The following is a 21,369-nucleotide window of genomic DNA, read 5'->3' as shown; positions in this document are numbered from 1 at the left end:
CAGCCGTGGGCTGTTGTCCCACCCGCTCCAGGCCGTCAGGCTCTGATCAGGCCGCCTGTCGGAGAACACGGCTCTGCTTGTGTCCTATGGCAGAGGAGTCACATGCGTAAGAAGATCGCAGCGATGGCCGTGGCCGGGGGGGCGCCCTGGCGCTTATGAGCCGCCCCCGGGCAACACCAGACAATACGCCTGCGCTGTGGACCTGATCAACGAGCAGCCCGAAAACCAGAGCACAAGAGAGAAACTCACACCCGAATCCAGATGAGAAGGCGCTTAGAGAAGTGGCAATCTTTTGACCGCAGGCAAGAGAGAAGGGACAGATGGTCAAGAAAATCACAGTCCTCACGACCGCACTAGCATCGCTCATGCTGCCGATGGCGGGTTCAGCCTCCGCCGCAACGCAGTCATATGATGACTGCCGCTTCAACTACGCCTGCTTCTATCGGTACTCCAATGGCGGTGGCTGGCTCTATGAACGGTGGGCCGGAGACAGCGCATGCGGTGCCTGGGACTTCCCCGGCGAATACCGCAACAACACCACATCTGTGTATAACCGGGGAAGTAAAACCGTGTACCTCTGGTCCGAGACCGGACAGACCGGCTATCTCATCGCTGTCATTCCCCCAGGCGTCAAGGGGAACTTGGAAGGGGAATGGGACAACAACGCGGCATCAGCGTACGTCTGCTGACGGAGGCCACGTCAGCGATCGTCACCCGCGACGCCGGTGAATCCATCGACGGTGACGGGTGCGATCTCATTGCTGCGGTGCTGGGTGTCACCCCCAGCACCATCTCCCGTCGGCTGCGCCAGGCCGGTGTCCGGGTTCCGGTCGGGCGCCGGCCACTCGACATTGGGACGCGCCGAACATGAGTGCAGGAAGCGGTTCGACCGAACCACTTCATGGACCTGCTGGCCAGCGCCGAACGCGAGTCCAGGAAGTATTTCGATCGAAACACCTTCCTCGGACATGCCAAGTCGTACGACGCCGCGCTGGCATACCAAGTCGCACTTGCCTAACTTGCCTGCACCCGGCATTAGTGCCCTGAACTGGGCAAAGACGGCCAGTTGCTCCAGCGCGGCGGGCATGGGGGAAGATGCAGAGGCAGGCACGGGCTCACTCGGTGATCAACGGACTCGACACCCACATGATCATCGGGGCCGTGCCTGCGCTGCTTCCCGGGTCCGCCGAGGGACATGACGTCACGTCACGCGCGAACCGAACCAATCTCAATTACACAAACACCCTGGGGTCGGGGTGGTCATGGAGTGCACTCCTGGTGCGATTGAGTCTGCTCCTGGCGGGCATTAAGGAGAGGAAAAGGCGGGCCCGCTCCTGGCGGGCTCGACCGGTAAGCGCTTAAAGGAGTGTCTGAATGGCGAACAAAAACGCGAGCCAGGGAGCCCCTAAGGGTAATATGTTCTTTATTCGAGGATACGTTTACTTAAGTCTTCGAGGGGGGCGCGGGAGTGGCACAGGTGCAGCATATAAATTGGTGGGTAAGAAAGTAGAAGTGTGGGGAGATGAGTCCTATCCAACAAAAGAAGAGGCTAAGAGTGCCCTCCTTGTCTGGGGCCTGCGCGACCCAGACATCAGCGGAGACTGGTGGGTTGTGCACGCAAGATCAGAGGCCGAGAGACTGGAGTATCAAGCTGCGGTAGATGAATGGAGTCGGAGAAAGGATAAGGAACGGTTGAGAAAGAAGGCCATTCGAGCCGACCGTAGAGCTGAGCACGAGTATTGGTTCTGGCAGGATTGGGATTACTGGCTCGGCGGTTTGGTCAAATGGGCCGGGTTGGCGATAGTTGCCATTGCTGGAGCTGCCATTCTTATTGCGTGGCTCACGTAACTAAACAGCTTCTGGGTGATAGGTTGGTGTTTTGTGTCGAGTTCTCGGAATTTGAATCAATTCGAGAACCTGCTGCACCACGTCCGCGACCGCACCTTCCGCGAGGACGACTCCAAGATCCGCACCGCTCACTTGCCCCGCACCATGGCCAGCCTGCGCAACCTCGCCATCGGCGTCCACCGCCAGGACGGCCGCACCAACATCGCCGCCGCCCTCGGCCTTGGGGTGCAGGCGTACAGCGGTTGGCGCTGAGAAGGATCTTGAGCGCCACCGCAGGTCAGAAGGTCTCTCAGAACTCTGTGGCAGAACCTGCCGCTTCTGAGGGACTTCTGCGACAAGCGACCAGCGAGAACACAGCCGTGCGGCGGGCCGGTAGCCCCCTCCCAACTGGTCGTTTGTGAGAGGCCAGGTTCAAGATCCTTCTCAGCGCCAACCACTGCCCCACTGATCCCCGACGCCGGCCACCCTTCCCTTGCTACCGTCTGCGCGGTGGTATGCATCGTTTCGGGGTTTATTTGTCAGCTTGTCGGGCTGGCTGTGGCGGTGGCGGGCGTCTACCGCACAAAGGGCCGGTACGCGCCGCATAGTCCGGGGCTTCGGGCCTGGGTCGCCGCACGTGCCTGCGGAGTCTTCGAGCGGGTTGCCGGCGCCAGGCGCATCGCCAGATCGCTCTGCAGGCTGGTCCACTGGGTCTTGCATGTGCCCGCCGTGCACGGCGCAGCGGACGTGACGCTGCCGCGGGTGGTTGCGGGCATGGACGGCGCAGCGGGCGCCGAGACGGAGCACGTGCGAGTCGTCCTCGCCGAGGACGCTTCCCAGCGGCAGGTCGTGAACGTTCTGTTGGACCAGGTGGCGTGGCTGCGGGCAGAGGTCTCACGGCTGGACGGTCGGTTGTCCGCAGTGCAGGGTCAGGGCTCCGCGCTCGAATCTCGGATGGGTGAGCGCTACCGTGCCGACATCGCGGAGGCGAAGGTGGACGGCTGGGCAACGGAAGCAGCCGGCCTCATTCTCGTCCTCGTGGGTACCGTCCTGGCCTTCGTCGGCACCGTGTAAAGCCCCCAACGCCGTACATGTCCCCTTGCCGCAGCAATACGAGCGGCCGGTCAGGCGGCCAGGCCCAGGAAGCGGGTGGGGTTCTGGTTCCAGGGGACCTTCTTGCGGCGGTAGGCGTCGAAGGCGGTGCTGCGCAGGGAGTGCCGGGAGTGGATGGCGACCGTTTCGGGGGGGTTGCCGGCGGCCAGGGCCTGCTGGATCCAGCCGCGGCGGAAGGAGTGGCCGGTGATGCGGCGGAGCGCGGCGCGGGCCGCGCGCCGGGCGGTGCGCCAGGCCTTGAGGATGGTGTTGGCTTCTTCGGCGGTGGGCGCGGCGTCGGCGGCCGCGAACGCCTCCTGCTTCGCCCGGGCTGCGGCGGCGCGCTCCTCGGGGGTGGGGGTGGGAGTCAGTTCGGCGGCGCGGGCGGTGGCCTTGATGATGTGGTTGACGGTGTCGGCGGTGATGCCGCCGCGGCGGCGGTCGTCCTTGGGCTGGCGGCCGGCGGCCTTGGTGCCGATGTTGCCGTGGCGGTCGATGCGGCGCAGCAGCGGGCCGGGGGTGAGCTGGCCGTCGTCGGCGAGGACGTCGAGCCATTCGCGCAGGGCGTGGATGGGGCACAGTTCCGTCTCGGCGGGGGCGAGGATGCGCACCTCCTGGCCGCGGGCGGCCTGGTCGGCCTTGGAGCGGCGGATCTTGATGATCAGGGCCTGGTGGGGGCGCTTGCGGCCGTCCTCGTCCTCGATCTGCACGGTGCGGATCTTGGCGTCGTGGAGGTTGAGGCGGGCGGGCTCGGAGGCGCGGGCGGCCATCCACCAGGCGATGAGCAGGACGGCGGCGTCCCGTTTGCCGCGTACGGTGGTGCGGTCCAGGGTGCGCACCATGAGGCGCAGTTCGTCCAGGGTGACGGCGTCGGCCTGGAGCGGGCCGGGCTCCACCAGGGGGTCGTCGGCCTCCTCGCCGGCGCGGTGGCGGATGACGAGCTGGCAGGCCTTGACCTCCTTGTCCGACAGCGGAACGCCCTGGATGGCGCGCATCGCGCGCAGGGTGCTGAAGTGGGCCTCGATCGAGTTCGCGGTTTGGCCACAGTCGCCGAGGTCGGAGAGGTAGGACAGCACCGCGTTGGGCTCGTCCTCGGCCCAGTCGTAGGTGGCGCACCACTGGGCGTAGGAACGCCAGCGGCTGGCCCGGGCATTGCGGGAGTTGCGGGGGACAGAGTCGGTGAGCTTGCGGGCCGCCGAGGCCGAGATCCGCTCGCCGGCCGGGGAGACGATGTCCGGCTCGGCGCGGCGCCGGCGCCGGACGGCCGTGGCGCGGCCGCGCCCAGTGGGGACGAGTTCGCTCGACGTCATGCTGCGGACTCCTCGGTCGCGGTGCGGGGGCGCTGCCAGGTGTGCTCGGACAGCCGGTGTGCCGGGTCGGCGGGGGCGAAGCCGTGACGGCGGTAGAAGTCCTCCAGACGGGTCCGGTCGGCGCCGAACTCGTCGGTTGGGGTGCAGGCAAGGACCAGGCCGCGGGTGTCGGCCTCCGCGCACAGCCGCGTGAGCACGCGGGTGGCGTGTCCGTCGCCGCGGTGCCCGGTGGAGATCCGCAGGTAGCGCAGCTCCAGCAGGTCATCGTCGGCGGCCAGGTCGAGGCCCAGCAGCCCGTCGGGCGGCATCGACCGCTTGAGCTCCCTGACCAGGTCCTGCACCCAGCCGTCTTCGCCGTCCGGGCTGCCCCAGTCGCCGCTTTCCGCTTCATCCAGGTCCCATGCGGTCATGAGGCCGGCTCCGTACGGCGGGTCTTGGCGGCGGGGACGGCGGGGACGCCGGGGCAGACGCCGCACTCGGTGCCGCGCCAGTTGCGGTGCGGGATGTGCCGGGCGGTGCTGTCGCACGGTTCGTCGGGCACCGGCTGCCAGATCCTCACCGTCATCTGCTCCCCCGCTCCTCTCAGGCCGTCTCACAGAAGTTCTTGCACGGGCCGGATACCTGCGGACGCCGCTTGTCGTGTCCCCTGCGATTCCTGATTCCGGCTAAGCAGAGAGTATCCGGAATCAGGACCCGACGCAGGACCGACACCACACCGTCCGGATTTCAACCAGTTCAGCGGCCCCCGGCGGCCCGGACTTCAGCACCGCAGCGACACAGGCCGATCTGAGCACATCGACCCCCATACAGGGGTAAGGGGGCCGGGAATACACATCACGCTTCTGAGAGGCGCACAGCAGATGACCGCAGTTCAAAGCACATTCCGACTCGCGTAATTCAGACTCAACTCTCGTCGTGTTTGAGTTGAGTTGTATTCTCCACACCGGTCCTCTACCGTGCGGGAGGAACCCGGCGCCCGCCGGGCGGGATCCGCGCTGCGGACGAGTGGACCGTGGGGCCCCGGGGCCCCGGAAGAAGCCAGGGGGCAGGTCATGTCGGCACGGCGGCGGTGGCGGGGCGGCGGGGACGGACCGGTCATGAACTTCATCAACCTGCTGGGCATCTGCTCGCCGCTGATCGTGGCGGCGATCCTGCTCGGCCGGCACTACGGCTGAGGCACCGGGCGAGAGACGAGAGCGGCGATGAGCGGCACGATCCCCTACACGCAAGGACGCCGCGCACCAAGCCATCGACGAGGGCGTGGAAGGTACCGGCGGCGTGCTGGACCGGGCCGCCGAAATCATCGACAAGAAGAAGTTGAGGACGTCGACCATGAGCTACGAGCTGAGCGACCCAAGCACACGCGATATCCGGACGACGGCCCACAGGGCTTACCTGGACTCCCGTCTCGACGGGATCAGCGATCCGGACGAGCGAGTCAACGAGGTCCTGGCCCAGCACGCTCGTGTCGCCGACCCGGAGAACTGCACCGATGCTGATCTCGCCCTGCTGCTCGGCAAGAACTGGCGGAACGTGGTTGTCGTCCTTCAGCAGGCTGCCCGCCTCACCCGGGAGCAGGCGGAGGAGATCGCTGCCTATGCGCTGGGCCCGAACTGGGAACTTGACGTGGAGGAAGCGCATGCTGCGCTACCCGGGACTGGGCTCGCCGACTGGAGTGACGCCGCTGAGGCGTGCGAGACGGCCACTGATCACACGTGGTCAAAGGGTGGCCCCTTCTCGGAGGCCCGCGACGCGTTCACCTGTGCACTCATGGCGGCCATGGCAGGAGACCGCGTCTCTGAGATGACGCACCGTGACCTGATGCGCGCTTGGCACACCGCGTTTGGAACCGACCGGGCTGCCGAGAAGTGAGGACACCCAGGACGCGACGTTAACCACCCGTGCCCTGCACGGTGGCCCTCCACTGGCGACCAGATGGCGGCACGGCGGCGGTGGCGAGGCGGCGGGGACGGACCGGTCATGGACCTGATCAACCTGCTGGGCATCTGCTCGCCGCTGATCGTGGCGGCGATCCTGCTCGGCCGGCACTACGGCTGAGGCACCGGGCGAGAGACGAGAGCGGCGATGAGCGGCACGATCCCCTACACGCATTGGGCGTACTTCCCGGACCGGCCTAGCGCTGAGGCATGCGCGAGCGAGCTGGCGGACTACGTGACCCGTATCAGCGAGCCGGATCCAGAAGTGACGCCTCAGTGGCGGCTCCTGGCCGCGCGGGACGTCGAGGTCGCCGGCCTGGAACAACGACACCGAGAGGTCGAAGCGATCGTGACGCGTCACGGGGGCGACTACGACGGCGGAGAGGCAACATATGAGTCCGGACGCCCCGTGGCCGACCCGACAATCGTCCATCGCGACGAGGACTGAGGACGGCACCACACGATGACCACCACGACCACCCGGCCGGGACTCGCGGCTGCCGACGACGAGTGGCTGGCCAGGAAGCTGTTGGAGGCCGGGTACGGCGGCCCGGACTGTGACTACCCCGAATGCACCAATGCCCGCGCACCGCGCCCCGAGGGCAAGCCGGGTCCGCCGCCCAAGTTCTGCGTCCAGCACAACAACAAGCGCGACCGGCAGGTGGCTTACCGGGCACGCAAGGCGCTGGAGCAGGAGCGGGCCGCCGCGCCGGAGCCCGTGCCGGTGGAGCAGGCCGTGGCCCGGGGCGCCCGCGAGGAGCAGGTCCTGGCATCGCTGCTGCCCCGCGTGCTGAGCGCGCTGGAGGCCGTGCACCAGGGCCAGCAGGCCGGAGCGGACAACGCGGCGGTCGCCGCCCACATCGCCGAGGTCCAGAAGGCCGCCGATGAGCGGGTCCGCCAGGCCGAGGAGCGCCGCGAGGAAGCCGTCCAGGACGCCGGGAAGGCCCGCGAGGAGGCCGCCCGCAGCAAGCAGGCCGCGGCCGAAGCACGCGCGGAGCAGCAGGCGGCGCAGATGGAGGCGGCCACCGCGCTGCGGGAGGCCGCCGACGCCGACGGCCGCGCCACCGCGGCGGGTGCCGCGCTAGACGCGCTGTCCGACACACACCGCCAACTGCGCGACACCCACCACGAACTCAGCGGGAAGCACGAGGAGTTGTCTGGGCGGTACCAGGGGCTGGAACAGACCCACGCCGCCCTCACCAGCGAGCACGGCACCCTTCGCACCGAGCACGGCCGGCTTCAGGGAGAGGCCGAGGCGCTGCACGCGCGCGTGGAGGAACTGTCCGAGGAGAAGGCCCGCATCGAGGAGTCACAGCGGCGTACGGCCGCCGACCTCGCCCGCGTGCAGACTGAGAACACGGGTCTGGCCGCGCGGCTCGGCGACCTCGAAACTCACCGCGCGGAACTCAAGGAGACGATCGGGCGCCTGAACGAGCGGCTCGACGAGGAACGCGACCGACATCGCCGGGAGATGGCCGCCCTGCGGGCACAGCTCGACGCGGCCCGGTCGGCGGCCGAACCGGCCACCGCCGCCCACGGTGACGCATCCGTCCCGGACCCCGGCCAGCCGGAGCCGGCCGACGGCAACGAAGACACAGCGGTCGCGGAGGGCGGCCGGAAGGATCCGGTGGCCATCGTCGACCTGGGCGTGCACGGCGGGTCGGGCTGGACGCTGGTGCGCTACGAGGACGATCACAGCTGCTGGCGGGTGCTGCGTGACGGTGAGATCGCGGGCAGCATCCAGCCCGAGCACTCCCTGCACGGCACCTCCCTGCTGGGCTGGTCCGCCCGGAACAGCTACGCCATGTCGCTGCGTCCGCCGCACGGCCAGAAGCACTTCGCCAACCGCGAGCAGGCAGCGGGCGCGGTCATCCGGGACGGCCTGCGCCGGGCGCCCGGCACGACGCCGATCACCGCGGCCGCCGTCTTCACCGCTTTGGGCGAGCCGGAACAGAATGCTTTGGTCGCCGCGGTGATTCCGCTGGCCACCGCCACGGCGGAGCGCGGCGGCAGGCTGGCCCGGCTTCCCCAGGCCGTCCGGGATGCCGCGCTGCGCACCGCGCTGCGCGTGCCCGGCGAACAGGACCTCCAGCAGCTCACCGGCCTCGACGCCGCAGAGCTCGGCCGCAGCAAGGAGGCCCGGCAACTGCTCCGCGCGCTTCAGGACCTCGACCCGGCCGACGCCCGGGAGGAGACTGGCCCGGTGGACCTGGGCACGATCGGCGGCCGCACGTGGCGGCTGGAGCCCGACCCCAACTACCTGGGCGGTTACCGCGTGCTCGCCGATGGCACCGAGGTCGGCGCCATCGCTCCCGTCCGGCGCCGCAAGACCGACACCGTCCGGTGGACGGCCGAACACCGGCGGCGCACTCTCGGGCGCGGCCCGGCCCACGCCGGCCGGGACTCCGCCGCCCGGGCCGTGATCGCGGCGGAGGACGCCTGGGTGCCGCTGCCCGACCTGGACGACGAGGCCTACCTGCGCATCCCGGCCGGGCTGCGCTCCGATCTGTACGGCGCGGCCGACCGCATCGACCTGCGGCGCGGCCGACTCGCCCAGATCCAGCCCGGCGCCTACCGCCAGCAACTCCACGCCGCCATCGGCCAGGCCCGACGCACGGACACCCGACGGATCCGCGGCCAGCACCTGACCGTCCTGCTCGATGCCGCCCGCGAGGACCTCGGCGCCCCCGGCAGCACACCCGCCCAGCGGCTGTATGAGGTGATCCAAGACATCCGCGCCGTGATCGTGAGCGGGGCGGACACCGACTGACGGCCCGCTCACTTCGCCTCTGTTCGGGCCGCTCGAAGTCCCGCGCAACGGTCCCCGGGCCAGGCTCGTTGCACGGGACATGAGGAAGAAACTCCCGCCGGAACAGGCTTTCGACCAGCACGTGCTGACCGAGCTGCCCGGCCTGTCCGCACAACACGTCAGCCCGCTGGCGGGCGTCTGGCACGAGGCCACCTGGCACCCGCACATCCTGGGGCAGTTCACGCCCGAGGAAAAGGCAGTGCGCTTCGCCGCCCGAGTGCAGGCCGATCTGACGGCCGGGCGCCCGTACGCACTGGCCCTGCACTCCGCCGGGCTCAACGACCTCGACCGCGTCAGCGAGGTCCTCCTCGAAGCTCACCATGCCTCGGCGAGGGCGATCTCGTTCCCCTGGTACGTGACCTTGCGGCTGCCCGGTCCCGTCTGCCGGTTCTTCGCCCGGTGGAACAAGCCGGGCCCAGAAGAGACCGCACGCCTACAGGACGCCGTTCAGGAACTTTGCCCCGCCGGGTGGTCACACCCCCGGGGCACGAACTGCCCAGGATGTGACGGGCCCGTCGATGTGCTCACGCCGCTCCCCGGCAGGACCTGAGGAGATGTGATCCGCTCCCGTGCATGGAGAGAAGCAGCCGCTGACGGGCCTGCTCGGCGCGGGTACTACAGGTGCGGGAAGGTGCAGGCGTATCCCCCCTTCCAATCGGCCAGCGAGCGCGGGTGCCACTTGATCGACAAGGTCTTCCCGGCGAGCGGGAAGCGCGGGCAGAAGATGCCGTCCCACTGGTTCAGGAAGTGCGCCATGCCGACATCCCCGTTGTAGTAGGCGGGCTGGCCGCAGTGGGAGCAGACGACGACGCGGCCGGTGAACGTCTGCACCTGGTCTCCATGGCTCAGGTCCAGATGCTGCTTCCTGAAGTCGTCCTCCGTACGCGGGTACCGCTCCCGGACCAGGCGCAGCGAGAGATCGTGCCAGTCCATACGCAGCAGGCCAGCCGCAGCGGGGAACGCCGGGCAGAACACCGCGCCCTCTTGCTCGGTGAAGTGGCTGGCGCCGCGGCTGCTGTCGTAGGCCGGCTGACCACACGTGGTGCAGATGCCGATCTCGCCCAGGTAGGTGCGGATGCTGGCGCCGGGCGCTTCGAGGGCCCGACGGCGGGCCTGAACGTAGCGGGTGGTGCCGGACGAGGCTGCGGCCGTCCGGATGTCGAGCTTGCGGCGGCGGTTGCGGGTCATCGCTGACTCCTCCTTGGCACGCCCACGCCCGCGCCGAAGCGAGGAAAGTTCGAATGGTCGTGCGCGATTCGGAGAACCTTCTCCGCCTGCGGGGCGTGGGTACCGGTCCGCGGGGAGTCTGGCGTGCGCGCCGCCTCGCCCAGGATGATACACAGCCGGGCCGGCTTCAGCAGACCTGAGGGGTCGGGAAAGAGCAACGCGCCGCTGGCAGCCTGCGGGAGGAGAACCTCGGTACCGGACCCTCCCGTATCCAGTTGATCGCGGCAAGGGCGTCGCATCTTCGGGTGGGCCTTCGCCTCAACACGGCGAAGGCCCACTGTGTCTGGCCTCGTCGTCAGCCTTCCTTGGTGAAAGACTCCTTGCAGTCCCCGCACTGGATGTTGCGGCGGGCCAGCGTACGCGGTGACACTCGGATTACCGTCGGGGTCGGGCAGGAGCACACCGCCTTGATGTAGTTGCGCTCCTCCTTCTCCATCCGGCCGGTTTCCTCGCCTTGGCCCGTGTCTTGGCTGCCCTCCGTGTCCTGCGGTCCGTCGCCGGTCCCCGGGCCTCGGGTTCGGACACGTGCGGTGGGCCGTTGCCGTGTCGCCCGGATCGCTCGATCCAGGGCGGCTATCTGGTCGCCGTAGAGGGCGGCGGTCTCGTCGGTCAGCGCTGTTCCCGCGAAGCCGAACTTCTTGCGGAACAGGTCGCTGACGTCCGTACGTTGTCGCAGGCCGAGTAGCTCGGCAGCATCGCGGAAGTGCTTGTTGTGGTACTGGCTGGCGCTACAGTCCTTGATTCCCTGGGCGTAGTTGCGGCCGTGAGCGGCCTCGTGCACCAGGACGGCAAAGACTTCGTGAGCTCCCTCCTCCAGGCTTTCGGCGGTCACAAAGAGTTCATGAAGAGCGGAACCGCCGTCTCGTGGCACCCATCGGTTCGGCGCGAAGTGTGCGAGCTTCGACTTGCTTTCGCGACCCCCGGTGGCCATGGAGATCACCGCGTCGGGGACTTCAGGATTCCGCGCCTGTATGGCGTCCCACCCGGCGATGAGTGCTGCGGTGACATCTGCTGCGTATTCGACGACTCGGCCTCGGGAAGGTGCCGGTGCCCGGTCGATGGTGGATTTGTCGTTGGTCTCGGGGGCGGCTTCGACGACAGCAAGGGGCAAAGGGGGGACCTCCGTTCCGACTCACCTCTTAAGAGGTGAGTCGCTGCAAGTGAATGTCTGACGCATGCCGATGCGTCAGACATTCCCAGAGGGGACACCATTCGTCAAGTCTGATGCATCGCGATGCGTCAGACATGCGTCAGGCCCCACTGAGGCGGGGCCTGACGACGGAAGCCGTCCGACGGCCGGCGGCGGGCGTCTACACGTCCAGGCTGGTCCCCGCGGAGTAGTCGCCGTGCGGTGCATGTGTCCGGCGTAGAGGGTGGGTACATGAGCGTGTTGTGGTCGGGCCATATCACCTGTGGTCTGGTGAACGTTCCGGTGCGGCTCTACACGGGGATCGAGGAGGCGCGGCCGCGCCTGCACCGTGTGCACGCCGCCGACGGGGCCCGGATCCGGCATTGCCGTGTGTGCGAGGCAGAGGCCCGCGAGGTCAGCGAGTCCGAGATCGGCCGTGGCTGGGAGGCCCCGGACGGCCGCGTAGTCGTGCTGCGGGACGAGGACCTGGACCATCTGCCGCTGGCCACGCGCAGGGCCGTGGAGATCACCGGCTTCGTCGACGAGCGGGACGTCGACCCGCTGCTATACGAGCGCTTCTACTACGCGGGACCGGCCGGTGGGCAGGCTGCTGTTCGTCCGTTCGCCCTGCTAGTGGAGGCGATGACCCGCAAGGGCGTTCTCGGGGTGGCGAAGTTCGCGGCACGCACCCGCGAGCGGCTGGCGGTGCTGCGGCCGCGCCAGGGCGTCCTCGTCGTGCACGCCTTGCGCTGGCCGGAGGAGATCCGCCCGCCCGAGAACGTTGCCGTAGCGGTGCCGACCACTGCACGGGAGCTGGAGCTCGCCGAGACGCTGATCGACCATCTGAGCGGCGTGGACATCAGCGCCCTGCACGACGAGTACGGCGCGGCTCTGGAACAGGTCGTGGAAGCGAAGCTCGCGGGCGTGGGATGGGAGGAGCCTCCTGAGCCGACGCCGCCGGTGGACCTGATAGCGGCGCTGGAGGCCAGCGTCCGCCAGACTCGGAACGGGCGCGAGCCGCCCCCGCATCGGTAGGTGCACCGGAGTGGTCGACGGCGACGACATCCGGCGGCCGCCACGGCCGGGGTCAGCCTCCTCGCCGGAAGCGCACTCGCAGCCTTGCCCGGCGGGTCGGTGGGGGCAGGGCCGCGGCCCGGACGGCTTCTCCGAATGCGGCGAGCGCGGCCTCGATCCGGGCGTCATCGAGGACGCGGAAGGTGGCGGCCAGCAGTTCCTCCGCCGTGGTGGCCACACGCTCGTCGGCGTGGCGCGTGAGCGGGGCCATTATCTCAGGTGAGAAACGAGCATCAGGCATGCTGACCGAACTAACTCATGAGTCCTCGCAGGTCAGTTGGGGTCTCTGCTGAGGCTTGAGCCGCTACGACTTCGCAGTTCTACGGTCGGCGCTCAGATGCGGGCGTGCGCGGTCCATTACCGCCGCGGCGTGGTCTCCCGCGCTGCGGGACGAACTTCGCCGCGATTCTCCAGGCCGGCGCGGGAACGGGCGAGGGAGAGAACTTCCGGTGGGCACAGCGAACCCCTTTGCGTACACGCGCCAGGGTCACGCGGCGCGGCTGCCCGCAGGTTTTGCACTTGGCGCTCCATGACGCCCCGACTCGTCCGGGGTAGCGTTCTTCGGGCTCGAACCCGGCGGCACGTATTTCAGCTGCGGCTTCCTCCGCGGTCTGGCAGGCGGCGCACGTGCCGTCACGCAGTGCGCTGTCGCACGCCGTGCACCGCGGCGCCGTCGCCTTCTCCTTCGTCTTCTCCTCGGTGCGGAGGGCTGCACGGAGTGCTTTGTGGGTGCACCGCTGGCCGGACCGCACCTTGTTGAGGCTGATGCGGAATTCTGCCGCGCAGCCTTCAGTGGCGCACTTCACGCGCCAGGGGGCGATGACCTTGCCGGGGTAGGGCTCGTCAGGTTCGTATCCGGCGGCGCGGGCCTCGGCTGCGGCCTGATCGGGCGATGTTCTCTGCGGCACGGCGGCAGTGTAGGGAGAACCAGCTGGGGCGGGAGGGGCGTTTGCGAGTGCTGGCGTGATCTTTGCGGTGGGCGTGCAGGGTGCGCCCGGGTGACATTTCGACGAACGGGCCCGCCGCCCCGCTGCGGACGCCAGGATGGGGCGGGTGACATCGAGTACCGCAGACCTCTGGCACCACTACGGCCGCACCCGCGCCGGTACCGACCGCGAAGTACCCGGCACGTTCTACTGGACGTGGGGCCAGGACGCCGGGCCAGGCCCGGAAGTCCTGGGCGACCTGACCGGCAGGTGCGTAGGGGACCTCGGCGCCGGGGCGGCCCGGCACGCCGCGTACCTGGCGGCTCGTCACCAGCCCGACCGGGTCATCGCGGTGGACGCCTCGCCCGCCCAGCACGCCATGGCGACCGACCTGTACGGGCACCTCGCGCCGCGCCTGCGCCTCGTGCACTCCGACGTCGTCAGCCACCTGCACGCGATGCCCGCCATGTACGACGTGCTCTACAGCGTCTTCGGTGCCGTGGACTTCACCGACCCGAACAAGCTGCTGCCTGCGGCGGCCACCGCGCTGCGGCCGGGCGGGCGGCTGGTGTTCTCGACCCTCGCCCACTACCTGTCCGGGGCCGCTGCCCAGCCCGATGTGGTGCCCGCTGATATCCCGGCGAAGACTCCGCACGGCGAGGCGGCCACGATGCGCCGCTGGGTGCTCCAGGAACACGTGTGGACGAAGGCGCTCGATTCGGCCGGGTTCACCGCGATCACTGTCAACGTGCTGCCTGCTACCGGTGAGGGGCCGCGCACCGCAGCCACGCTGCTGGTGAGCGCCTTCGTCCCGGAGTGACGAGCAGGCCCGGACATCGCGTGCCCGGTGCCCTGGGAGACAGATGGTCTTGCCCGGTCAGGGCCTCGGCTGCCCACTTCCTGGATCGGAGCCCGCGGGGCAGTGCATGGCGCGTATCGTCAGGTCGGAGCGTGATCGTTCGGACACGCGTAGTTCTGTTCGGACCCCTCCTGCTCAGGCCAAACGCCGTCCTCCCGCAGAGAAAGCAACCTCATGACCCCTGATCTCGACGCCGTCTCCAGCCTCCAGGTGACCGGTGCCGGGCCTGCCCGTGGCTCACTCCAGGTGCCCGGCGACAAGAGCATCTCGCACCGCGCCGTCATGATGGCGGCGATGGCCCATGGCCCCACCCTCATCACCGGCCTGTCCCGGGGCCAGGACGTGACACACACGCTGCGCGCCGTCGAGCAGTTCGGCGTGACCGTCACCGACGTCGGTGAGGGCCGTGTGCGAGTTGAGGGGCCGATCCGGCACGAGCCGGCTGACGTCCTCGACCACGGCAACGCGGGCACGGGTATCAGGTTGATGTCTGGTGTGTGCGCCGGGATCGACGGTCTGTCGGTGCTCACCGGAGATCAGTTCCTGCGCCGTCGGCCGATGGACCGCATTGCCGAGCCGCTGCGCAGCATGGGCGCCACGATCGACGGCCGTGAACATGGCCGCCTGGCGCCGCTCGTGATCCGCGGGGGCGGCCTGACCGGCATCACCTACGCCCCGAAGGTTGCCTCAGCGCAGGTCAAGTCCGCTGTTCTCCTCGCGGGCCTGTCCGCCACGGGGCCGACAACGGTGGAGGAGATCCACCCGACGCGACGGCACACCGAGGAGATGCTGGCCCAGTTCGGGGCCCGGGTGCGGGTCGACGGGCACGCGGTGACGGTCGAGCCGGGCGAGCTGACGGGCACGGACGTCGAGGTGCCCGGCGACCCGTCGCAGGCAGCGTTCTGGGCGGTGGCCGCGCTGCTCGCCGACCAGGGCGAGGTGACCGTCGAGCGCCTCTACCCGGGTTTCGGCCGCGCCGACTTCGTGGGCGTGCTGAAGCGCATGGGCGCGAACATCACCTTCGACCTCACCACGGGGACGCTGACCGTGCGGGCGTCGAAGCTGCGGGCGGTCGAGCTCACCGCCGAGGACATCCCCGGCATCGTGGACGAGGTGCCCGTACTGGCGATGGCGGCTGCCGTCGCCGAGGGCACGACCGTCATTTCCGGCGCGGGTGATCTGCGGGCGAAGGAGTCCGACCGGATCGACTCGACCACCCGCATGCTGCGGGCGTTCGGGGTGCAGGTGACGGAGACCGAGGATGGCATGGTCATCGAGGGCACGTCCCGGCTGCGCCCGGCCCGGATCGACAGCCACGGTGACCACCGGATCGCGATGACGGCCGCCGTCGCCGGGGCGTGCGCGGCCGAGGGCACGACCGTCATCGACGGCTGGGATTCGGTGGCGACGAGCTACCCGGCGTTCGCCGCCGATCTGGTGCGGCTGACCGGGGCCGGCGCCGCGCCGGGCGCCTAGTCACGGCTGACGGCCCGCTCCTCCCTTGTGGGTGGGGCGGGCCGTCGCCGTTTGGTGCGGGCTACCAGGTGTAGCCGTGGTGGGCGATCTCGGGTGCGTAGGCTTCCTCGATCGCCTGGCGGGCCGCGGGGGTGAGGACCTGGTGGTAGTCGCTGCCGGGGGGCCGGAACTGGCTCTTGGCCCGGGGCAGGACGAGAGCGGGCATCCCGACCCGGGCGCACAGGGCGTCCAGGCCGGCTTGCAGGTGCTCGTGGCGGACGATGAGGTCGACCATCACCGCGCCGCCGTCGGTGTACAGGGGCCAGTTGAAGGCGTCACGGAACTCGCCGGACGCTATGAACTCGTCGATCCCGATGCGGGGCTCGGTGCGGTGCCGGTGGAAATACAGCGAGACGACCTTCTCGTAGGGGCTGCGTTCCAGGCACACCTTCAGGTAGCGGTCCCAGACGCTGGCGCCGAGCGCGTCGCGTATCTCGCTGGCGGGCATGTGGTTGTAGAAGCGCACTCCGGGGCCGCACCCGGGCGGCACCGGCTCCGGGCCCGGCCTCTGCCCGGGGAGCAGATGGTTCTGCGGGGCCCGGCCGCCCTGGGCCGCCCGTAACGCCTCGTCGCGCGGCGACATAGAGGTGATGATGTCCCGCTCCCCGGCGTGGCGGGACAGGGCGATCTCCAGCGATGTGCCCGCCGTTTTCCGGGTGCGGACGAAGATCAGCCCCGCGTTGTGCATGACCAGCATGATCGGGTCTCCTCCCGTCGGGTCACAGCTCCGGAGGCAGGTGGCCGTCGCCGGCTGCGGCGGTGGTGGCCAGGGCCCGCTGGTACGGGGCGGGTGCGAGGTCGGGGGCGCTGCGGGCCGGGAGCATCGGGTCGACGAGGAGCTGGCGGCCCATCAGCACCAGGTCGCAGGTGCCGTCGGTCAGCAGGTCTCGCGCCTGCCCGAGGGTGGTGATCTTGCCGACGGCCGCGGTGGGCACGCCGGTCTTGAGGCGGATGGTCGCCGCGTAGGGGGCCTGCCAGCAGGGGCCTGTGGGGCGGGTCTCGGGCCGGGCGACGCCGCCGGAGGTGCAGTCGATCAGGTCGGCGCCGTCTGCGGCGAGCAGCGGCGCGAGCCGCACGGTGTCGTCGAGCGTCCACCCTCCGGGCAGGAAGTCGCAGCACGACATGCGCACCATCAGGGCGTGTTCGTCGGGCAGCGCGGCCCGTACGGTGCGCACGGTCTGACGCAGCAGGAGAGTCCGGGAGTGGAAGTCGCCGCCGTAGGCGTCGGTGCGCCGGTTGGCGATCGGTGACAGGAAGGAATGCAGGAGCCGGCCGTGCCCGGCGTGGAGCTCCACGGCTCGGAATCCGGCGGTGACGGCCCGCGCAGTGGCGGCTGCGAACTGAGTGACCGCCGTCTCGATCTGCTGGGGCGTCATCTCGGCGGGCACGCGGTAGCCGTCGGCGAAGGCGACCGGGGAGGGCCCGAGCGGCACCCAGCCACCGTCGGCCTCCGCGAGCGGGGCGTCTGGGCCCTCGCCCCACGGGCGGGTACGGGACGCCTTTCGGCCCGCGTGGGAGAGTTGGAGGGCGGGCACGGCACCCTGGGCGGCGATGACCTCGGCGACCTCGGCGAGCGCCTGGGTCTGGTCGTCGTCCCACAACCCGAGGTCGTCCGGGGTGGCCAGTCCTTCAGGAGCAACGGCGGTGGCCTCGACCACGACCAGGCCCATGCCGACGGCGCGGGTCTGATAGTGCGCCAGGTGCCAGCGCGGGTCGGGCAGGTTCCCGGGCCCGGCCTGGTAGGTACTCATCGCCGGAAGACCGAGCCGATTGCGCAGCTCGACGTTACGCAGGCGCAGCGGTGTGAACAGCATGTCCATGAGTGCTCATCTCTCTTTGCTCAGGAGCCGGTCACGGCAAGCCGGTCGGCAGCCGTAGTCAGTGCGCGGTCGTAGGGGTCGGGGTCGCCGTCGGGCAGCGGCTCGTACATGTCCCGGGTGTCGATCTCCACCAGCCGGTCCAGAAGCCGGGCAGTGCCGGGGAAGGAGCCGGGGTCCGGGATCGCAACGCGCAGCCCCAGGTGGGAGGCGAGACCGGGGTCGGTGAACAGGGGCGCTTCGTGGAGCGGGCGGGCGGGTAGTCCCGCACGCACCCCGCAGGCGCGCAGCGCCTGCACCACGGTGTCCACCGCGTGGCCGGGGGCCGCGCGCCAGTGCCACTTGTACAGGGCGCCTGCCGTGCGGCCGGCCGGCTCCGGCAGCGGCGCCAGGGCGGGCAGGTGTCGGGCGACGAGCTGCTCCACGGCCGTCTGCCGCTCGCGTTTGGTCGCCACGGTATGCGGCAGGCGGCGCAGGTGATCCGCGACCAGGGCCGCCGATGCGGGGCTGGGCCGCCGGTTGTGGCCGACACCGGTGACGGCCAGGGCCCGCAGCCGCTCGTCCCGCACCCGGGCCAACGCCCGGTGCTTGGGCTGGCCCAAGACCAGAGCCCGCTCCCAGACATCCCGGTCGCCGGTCGCCAGCAACCCAGCTTTCCCGCCCGAGGCCATCTTCCACGTGCCGCACGACCAGACCGCCACCCCGGCCAGCCCCACGGGCTGGCCCTGCCAGGCCAGGCCGTGGGCGTGGGAGCAGTCCGACACCAGCGCCAGCTGGTGCCGGACGCACAGGGCCTGTACGGCGTCGAGCGGCACCGGCCGTCCCCACATGTGGGTGATCGTCAGCGCCGCGGTGCGCGGCGTGATGCGCGCGGCGGCGTCGTCGAGGTCGATCCCGCCGGTCGCCGGATCCGTGTCGCACAGCACCGGCACCAGGCCCTGCGCGAGCATCGCCGTCACCGTGGCGCGGAACGAGTTCGTGGCGACGAGGACTTCGCTCCCCGGCTCCAGCCGGAGTGCGGCGTAGGCAGTCTCCAGTGCGGCCGTGCCCGAGTCGCACATCATCATCAGCCGGCCCGGCGCCAGGGCATCCGCCGCCAGCTCCTCGCACGCGTCGATCAGCGGATGGCCGGCCCCGGCCGCCGCCATGTCTCCCTCATCCAGCAGCAGCCGCACCGTGTCCGTGGCCTCTTCCGACCACCACGGCCACAGCAGCGCCTCGCCCGACGTGGCGGCCGTACTCCTGGGCACTCCCGTCGCCGGGGGCGTCGCCGTCACTGCCATGGGCTCCTCGTCTCCTGCTCGGGCCACGCCGCAGGTCCCGGAGTCCGCCGCAGCAGCGGCCAGCCCTCCGACGCCGCGACCAGGGCCGCCCACCGCTTCTCGACCGGCCCGGTGAACAGTTCGTGCACCAACGGGGCCGGGGCGCCCGCCTCCGGATCCGGCAGGCCGAGCGGGGGCAGGTCTCTCTCGACGTCGCGCAGCGCGTAGGCGAGGTCGGCCGAGTGGCCGTGCCGCAGCCGGGTGGCCGCCTCGGTGATGAGCCCGGCCCGCTCGGGCCACGAGCACAGGACCGCCAGCTCCCGTACGACGTCCGCGGGATCGTCGGTGGTGTGCAGCATCGTCAAGGCACGGTTCGGACTGCCCGCGACGTCCCGCAGGGTGCCCTCCTTGCGCCGGGCCGGGTCGTTGCGGCCCTTGAGAGCCGTCATCCGTACGGACACCGGCCCGCCCATGCCGTCGGCCCACAGCACCAGCAGGCCCGGCCCCAGCTCTGCGAGTGCGTCCATGAGGATCAGCCGCTCTGCTGTCGCCCACCGGCACATGTAGGCCCACAGGGCGCGCACGGCGCACCGCTCCAGCCGGACCGGCCGTGCGGCCAGCGGTCTGAACCCTGCCCGGACGGTGGCGGCCAGGACCTCGCGTGCCGTCCCGGCCGCGAAGGCGTCGGGGCGCAGCCACATCATCGCTGCCCGGCCGGCGAAGGCGTACGCCTGCTCGTCGTCGCCGAGTTCGCCGGCCAGTGCAGCCCATCCCTCCTGGGCGACCAGGTCGCGGGCGAACACGGCGTCCTTGCCCGTCACGTCGGTCAGCCGAGCCCAGTCGGGGCCCGCCAGGTCGAGGGCCGCACTTCGGTCCTCGACCGGTGGGACGCCTGCTGAGTACGGCGCTCGTAATCGCACCGGGATCCCCTTCCTGCCGGATGGCTCACGTTCAACTCCCCGTGAATCTCCCGGAGTTGGGCGATTGCTGGAAGGTGAAGGGGTGTTGCTCGGTGTTGCGCCGAGGAGCAACACCGAGCAACACGGGAACGCCTCACCGGCACCCCGCATATCCGCTACAGTGCGCTCACCTTGCGTAGTCGCCGATCCGTACAGCGGAGGCAGGAATGCGCCCCAGGGATCGAGGGCAGACCCCCCGTACCCCCTGTCACCTGTTCAGCCGGACCCGTCTGGTGCGCGGCTGGACGCAGATAGAGATGGCCCGCCAAATCCGCATGCGGAGTAAGGAGATGGGTCGGCCGCTGCTCACCGGGAGGGACGGCGTGTGCCACTGGGAGCGGGGCCGTGAACCCGACGGCGCCACCCAGCTCGTGATCGCGGCCGTGCTCGGTATTCCACCGGAAGCGGTCGATGCGCGACCATGGCCCCAATGGCTGGCCGAGGATCCCTTACAGCGGCCGGAGCCTCGGCCCTGGACGCGCCTCGGCGCCCTCACATCACTGACCGAACTCGCAGGGAGCACCGCCGTGGACACCACGCGCAGGGAACTCATCCTCATTGCAGGCGGGACGCTGACCGCCACTCTCCTGGCCTGGATCACCGCCGACCCCGCTGCCGCCGGGCAGATGACCACCGGGGGGCGCATCGGAGAGAAAGCCGTCGCCCGCCTCGAAGCACGCGCCGCAGCGTTACGCCACACCGACGACGCCGACGGCGGCGGCATCATCCTCGACGAGACCTCCAGCGCCCTCACCCTGGTCACCGGGCTGCTCCGTACCCGCTCCTACACCGACCACCACGGCGCCCGCCTGTATGCGGTCGCCTCCGACCTCGCCCGCCAGCGGGCCGCCGCGATGCTCGACGTCCACGGCGACTGCGCCGACGCCACCTTCGACACCGCGCTCCGCGCCGCCCGCATGGCAGGCGACGACGTGCTCGGCGCCAACACGCTCAACTTCTGGACAGTGTCCGCCTACAACTGCGGCCGATACGCCGACGCCGAGGACATGGCGTCCACCGGCCTGGCCGCGGTTCGCGGACGCTCCACGCCCCGCGTCGAGGCGATGCTCACTTCCCGGCGAGGCCGCGCCCGCGCGCATCTCGGCGACGCCCGCTGCTGGTCGGATTTCGACCGGGCGGAAGCGCTCCTCGCCCAGGCCTCTGAGCATCAGGATCCGGACTGGGCGTACTGGTTCGACGAGGCGGAGCTTGCCGGCGCCCGCGCCTCCAGCCATCGCGACATGGGACAGCCGGGCCCGGCCGCCGAGGGCTTCGCCCGGGTCCACGACCTCATTGACCCGGTACACGTCCGCACCACCGCCCTCTACACCGCGCGGCAGGCGGACGCCCTGCTCGACCAGGGCGAGGTCGACCGCGCCTGCGCAGCCGCTCACCATGCCCTGGACCTGACCGAGACGATCAGCTCGCACCGGCCGACCGGCCCGCTGCTCGACCTCACCGAGCGGCTCGCGGGCTTCGAGGGCACCCCGGCGCGGGACTTCCGTGAGCGGGCACACGCCGTGCTCGCAGCGTGAGGTACGTGCCTTTTACTCGGAATCGAAGGGCAGCGTGTCGGGGGCGGCCGCATGCCGCTCGGTGGGCAGTGCCTTCTCCGGGAGGCCAGGG

25 protein-coding genes are annotated in these 21,369 nt (G+C 70.1%); 14 read left to right on the top strand and 11 right to left on the bottom strand.

Annotation, left to right across the window (positions count from 1 at the left end; genetic code table 11):
* Positions 1-320: 320 nt before the first annotated feature.
* Positions 321-689: a peptidase inhibitor family I36 protein gene (locus tag ACWD26_RS29650; protein ID WP_451275017.1), complete on the top strand. Its 369-nt coding sequence runs from the start codon at positions 321-323 to the stop codon at positions 687-689.
* Positions 690-700: 11 nt separating this feature from the next.
* Here ACWD26_RS29650 and ACWD26_RS29645 read toward each other — a convergent pair whose 3' ends face one another.
* A complete protein-coding gene (locus ACWD26_RS29645) occupies positions 701-1,087 on the bottom strand; it encodes a hypothetical protein (RefSeq protein ID WP_451275016.1) in 387 nt (128 codons plus the stop codon).
* A gap of 287 nt (positions 1,088-1,374) precedes the next feature.
* Between ACWD26_RS29645 and ACWD26_RS29640 the strand changes: the two genes are divergently transcribed.
* The 3 genes from ACWD26_RS29640 (at position 1,375) to ACWD26_RS29630 (ending at position 2,901) form a co-directional block, all read left to right on the top strand.
* Positions 1,375-1,848 (top strand): hypothetical protein, encoded by a 474-nt coding sequence (locus tag ACWD26_RS29640; RefSeq protein WP_451275015.1) that lies wholly within the window; start codon positions 1,375-1,377, stop codon positions 1,846-1,848.
* Between the two features lie 51 nt (positions 1,849-1,899).
* On the top strand, positions 1,900-2,100 hold the full coding sequence (locus ACWD26_RS29635; RefSeq protein WP_451275014.1) for a hypothetical protein: 201 nt from the start codon (positions 1,900-1,902) through the stop codon (positions 2,098-2,100).
* Positions 2,101-2,337: 237 nt separating this feature from the next.
* The gene (locus ACWD26_RS29630) at positions 2,338-2,901 is read left to right on the top strand and encodes a hypothetical protein (protein ID WP_451275013.1); all 564 of its coding nucleotides are present in this window, start codon (positions 2,338-2,340) and stop codon (positions 2,899-2,901) included.
* Positions 2,902-2,951: 50 nt separating this feature from the next.
* Here the strand turns inward: ACWD26_RS29630 and ACWD26_RS29625 are convergent, their stop codons facing one another.
* The 3 genes from ACWD26_RS29625 to ACWD26_RS29615 are packed head-to-tail and all read right to left on the bottom strand — an operon-like array spanning position 2,952 to position 4,794.
* Positions 2,952-4,229, bottom strand: coding sequence for an integrase (locus ACWD26_RS29625; RefSeq protein ID WP_451275012.1), 1,278 nt, complete (start codon positions 4,227-4,229; stop codon positions 2,952-2,954).
* A complete protein-coding gene (locus ACWD26_RS29620) occupies positions 4,226-4,639 on the bottom strand; it encodes a hypothetical protein (protein WP_451275011.1) in 414 nt (137 codons plus the stop codon). The genes ACWD26_RS29625 and ACWD26_RS29620 overlap by 4 nt, the downstream gene beginning before the upstream one ends.
* Complete coding sequence (locus ACWD26_RS29615; RefSeq protein ID WP_451275010.1) at positions 4,636-4,794, bottom strand: hypothetical protein; 159 nt, start codon at positions 4,792-4,794, stop codon at positions 4,636-4,638. The genes ACWD26_RS29620 and ACWD26_RS29615 overlap by 4 nt, the downstream gene beginning before the upstream one ends.
* Positions 4,795-5,281: 487 nt before the next feature.
* Between ACWD26_RS29615 and ACWD26_RS29610 the strand changes: the two genes are divergently transcribed.
* From ACWD26_RS29610 to ACWD26_RS29585, 6 genes are all read left to right on the top strand, one after another.
* The gene (locus ACWD26_RS29610) at positions 5,282-5,404 is read left to right on the top strand and encodes a hypothetical protein (protein ID WP_451275009.1); all 123 of its coding nucleotides are present in this window, start codon (positions 5,282-5,284) and stop codon (positions 5,402-5,404) included.
* Positions 5,405-5,507: 103 nt separating this feature from the next.
* Positions 5,508-6,101, top strand: a complete 594-nt coding sequence (locus ACWD26_RS29605) for a hypothetical protein (protein WP_451275008.1) — start codon at positions 5,508-5,510, stop codon at positions 6,099-6,101.
* A gap of 63 nt (positions 6,102-6,164) precedes the next feature.
* Positions 6,165-6,287, top strand: coding sequence for a hypothetical protein (locus ACWD26_RS29600; RefSeq protein WP_451275007.1), 123 nt, complete (start codon positions 6,165-6,167; stop codon positions 6,285-6,287).
* A gap of 27 nt (positions 6,288-6,314) precedes the next feature.
* Positions 6,315-6,614: a ribonuclease E inhibitor RraB gene (locus ACWD26_RS29595; RefSeq protein ID WP_451275006.1), complete on the top strand. Its 300-nt coding sequence runs from the start codon at positions 6,315-6,317 to the stop codon at positions 6,612-6,614.
* Between the two features lie 15 nt (positions 6,615-6,629).
* Positions 6,630-8,936, top strand: a complete 2,307-nt coding sequence (locus tag ACWD26_RS29590) for a hypothetical protein (RefSeq protein WP_451275005.1) — start codon at positions 6,630-6,632, stop codon at positions 8,934-8,936.
* Positions 8,937-9,015: 79 nt separating this feature from the next.
* A complete protein-coding gene (locus tag ACWD26_RS29585) occupies positions 9,016-9,525 on the top strand; it encodes a hypothetical protein (protein ID WP_451275004.1) in 510 nt (169 codons plus the stop codon).
* A gap of 65 nt (positions 9,526-9,590) precedes the next feature.
* Here ACWD26_RS29585 and ACWD26_RS29580 read toward each other — a convergent pair whose 3' ends face one another.
* Positions 9,591-10,163: a hypothetical protein gene (locus ACWD26_RS29580; protein ID WP_451275003.1), complete on the bottom strand. Its 573-nt coding sequence runs from the start codon at positions 10,161-10,163 to the stop codon at positions 9,591-9,593.
* A gap of 334 nt (positions 10,164-10,497) precedes the next feature.
* Positions 10,498-11,313: a hypothetical protein gene (locus ACWD26_RS29575; protein ID WP_451275002.1), complete on the bottom strand. Its 816-nt coding sequence runs from the start codon at positions 11,311-11,313 to the stop codon at positions 10,498-10,500.
* 270 nt (positions 11,314-11,583) lie between these two features.
* On the opposite strand from ACWD26_RS29575, the gene ku reads away from it, so the two are divergent.
* Positions 11,584-12,366, top strand: a complete 783-nt coding sequence (gene ku / locus ACWD26_RS29570; RefSeq protein ID WP_451275001.1) for a non-homologous end joining protein Ku — start codon at positions 11,584-11,586, stop codon at positions 12,364-12,366.
* 52 nt (positions 12,367-12,418) lie between these two features.
* Here ku and ACWD26_RS29565 read toward each other — a convergent pair whose 3' ends face one another.
* Positions 12,419-12,616, bottom strand: a complete 198-nt coding sequence (locus tag ACWD26_RS29565; protein ID WP_451275000.1) for a hypothetical protein — start codon at positions 12,614-12,616, stop codon at positions 12,419-12,421.
* An 833-nt stretch (positions 12,617-13,449) separates the two neighbouring features.
* On the opposite strand from ACWD26_RS29565, the gene ACWD26_RS29560 reads away from it, so the two are divergent.
* Both ACWD26_RS29560 and aroA read left to right on the top strand, forming a co-directional pair.
* Positions 13,450-14,151, top strand: coding sequence for a class I SAM-dependent methyltransferase (locus ACWD26_RS29560; protein WP_451274999.1), 702 nt, complete (start codon positions 13,450-13,452; stop codon positions 14,149-14,151).
* A gap of 213 nt (positions 14,152-14,364) precedes the next feature.
* The gene (gene aroA / locus ACWD26_RS29555; RefSeq protein WP_451274998.1) at positions 14,365-15,666 is read left to right on the top strand and encodes a 3-phosphoshikimate 1-carboxyvinyltransferase; all 1,302 of its coding nucleotides are present in this window, start codon (positions 14,365-14,367) and stop codon (positions 15,664-15,666) included.
* Positions 15,667-15,727: 61 nt separating this feature from the next.
* Here aroA and ACWD26_RS29550 read toward each other — a convergent pair whose 3' ends face one another.
* The 4 genes from ACWD26_RS29550 to ACWD26_RS29535 are packed head-to-tail and all read right to left on the bottom strand — an operon-like array spanning position 15,728 to position 19,704.
* Entirely contained in the window at positions 15,728-16,402 is a 675-nt protein-coding gene (locus ACWD26_RS29550; protein ID WP_451274997.1) for a hypothetical protein, read from the bottom strand.
* A gap of 22 nt (positions 16,403-16,424) precedes the next feature.
* Positions 16,425-17,525 carry an oxidoreductase gene (locus ACWD26_RS29545; RefSeq protein ID WP_451274996.1) on the bottom strand — a complete coding sequence of 367 codons (1,101 nt, stop codon included), beginning with the start codon at positions 17,523-17,525 and terminating at the stop codon, positions 16,425-16,427.
* Positions 17,526-17,545: 20 nt separating this feature from the next.
* Positions 17,546-18,805, bottom strand: coding sequence for a DegT/DnrJ/EryC1/StrS family aminotransferase (locus ACWD26_RS29540; protein ID WP_451274995.1), 1,260 nt, complete (start codon positions 18,803-18,805; stop codon positions 17,546-17,548).
* A complete protein-coding gene (locus tag ACWD26_RS29535; protein WP_451274994.1) occupies positions 18,796-19,704 on the bottom strand; it encodes a hypothetical protein in 909 nt (302 codons plus the stop codon). Before ACWD26_RS29535 ends, ACWD26_RS29540 begins: the two co-directional genes overlap by 10 nt.
* 566 nt (positions 19,705-20,270) lie before the next feature.
* Between ACWD26_RS29535 and ACWD26_RS29530 the strand changes: the two genes are divergently transcribed.
* Positions 20,271-21,278, top strand: a complete 1,008-nt coding sequence (locus ACWD26_RS29530; RefSeq protein WP_451274993.1) for a transcriptional regulator — start codon at positions 20,271-20,273, stop codon at positions 21,276-21,278.
* The last annotated feature ends 91 nt before the right edge of the window (positions 21,279-21,369 follow it).

The organism is Streptomyces sp. NPDC002787 (genome assembly GCF_053592095.1).
Note: the sequence above shows the minus strand (reverse complement) of the source record. Positions and strands in the feature narration are given on the sequence as shown.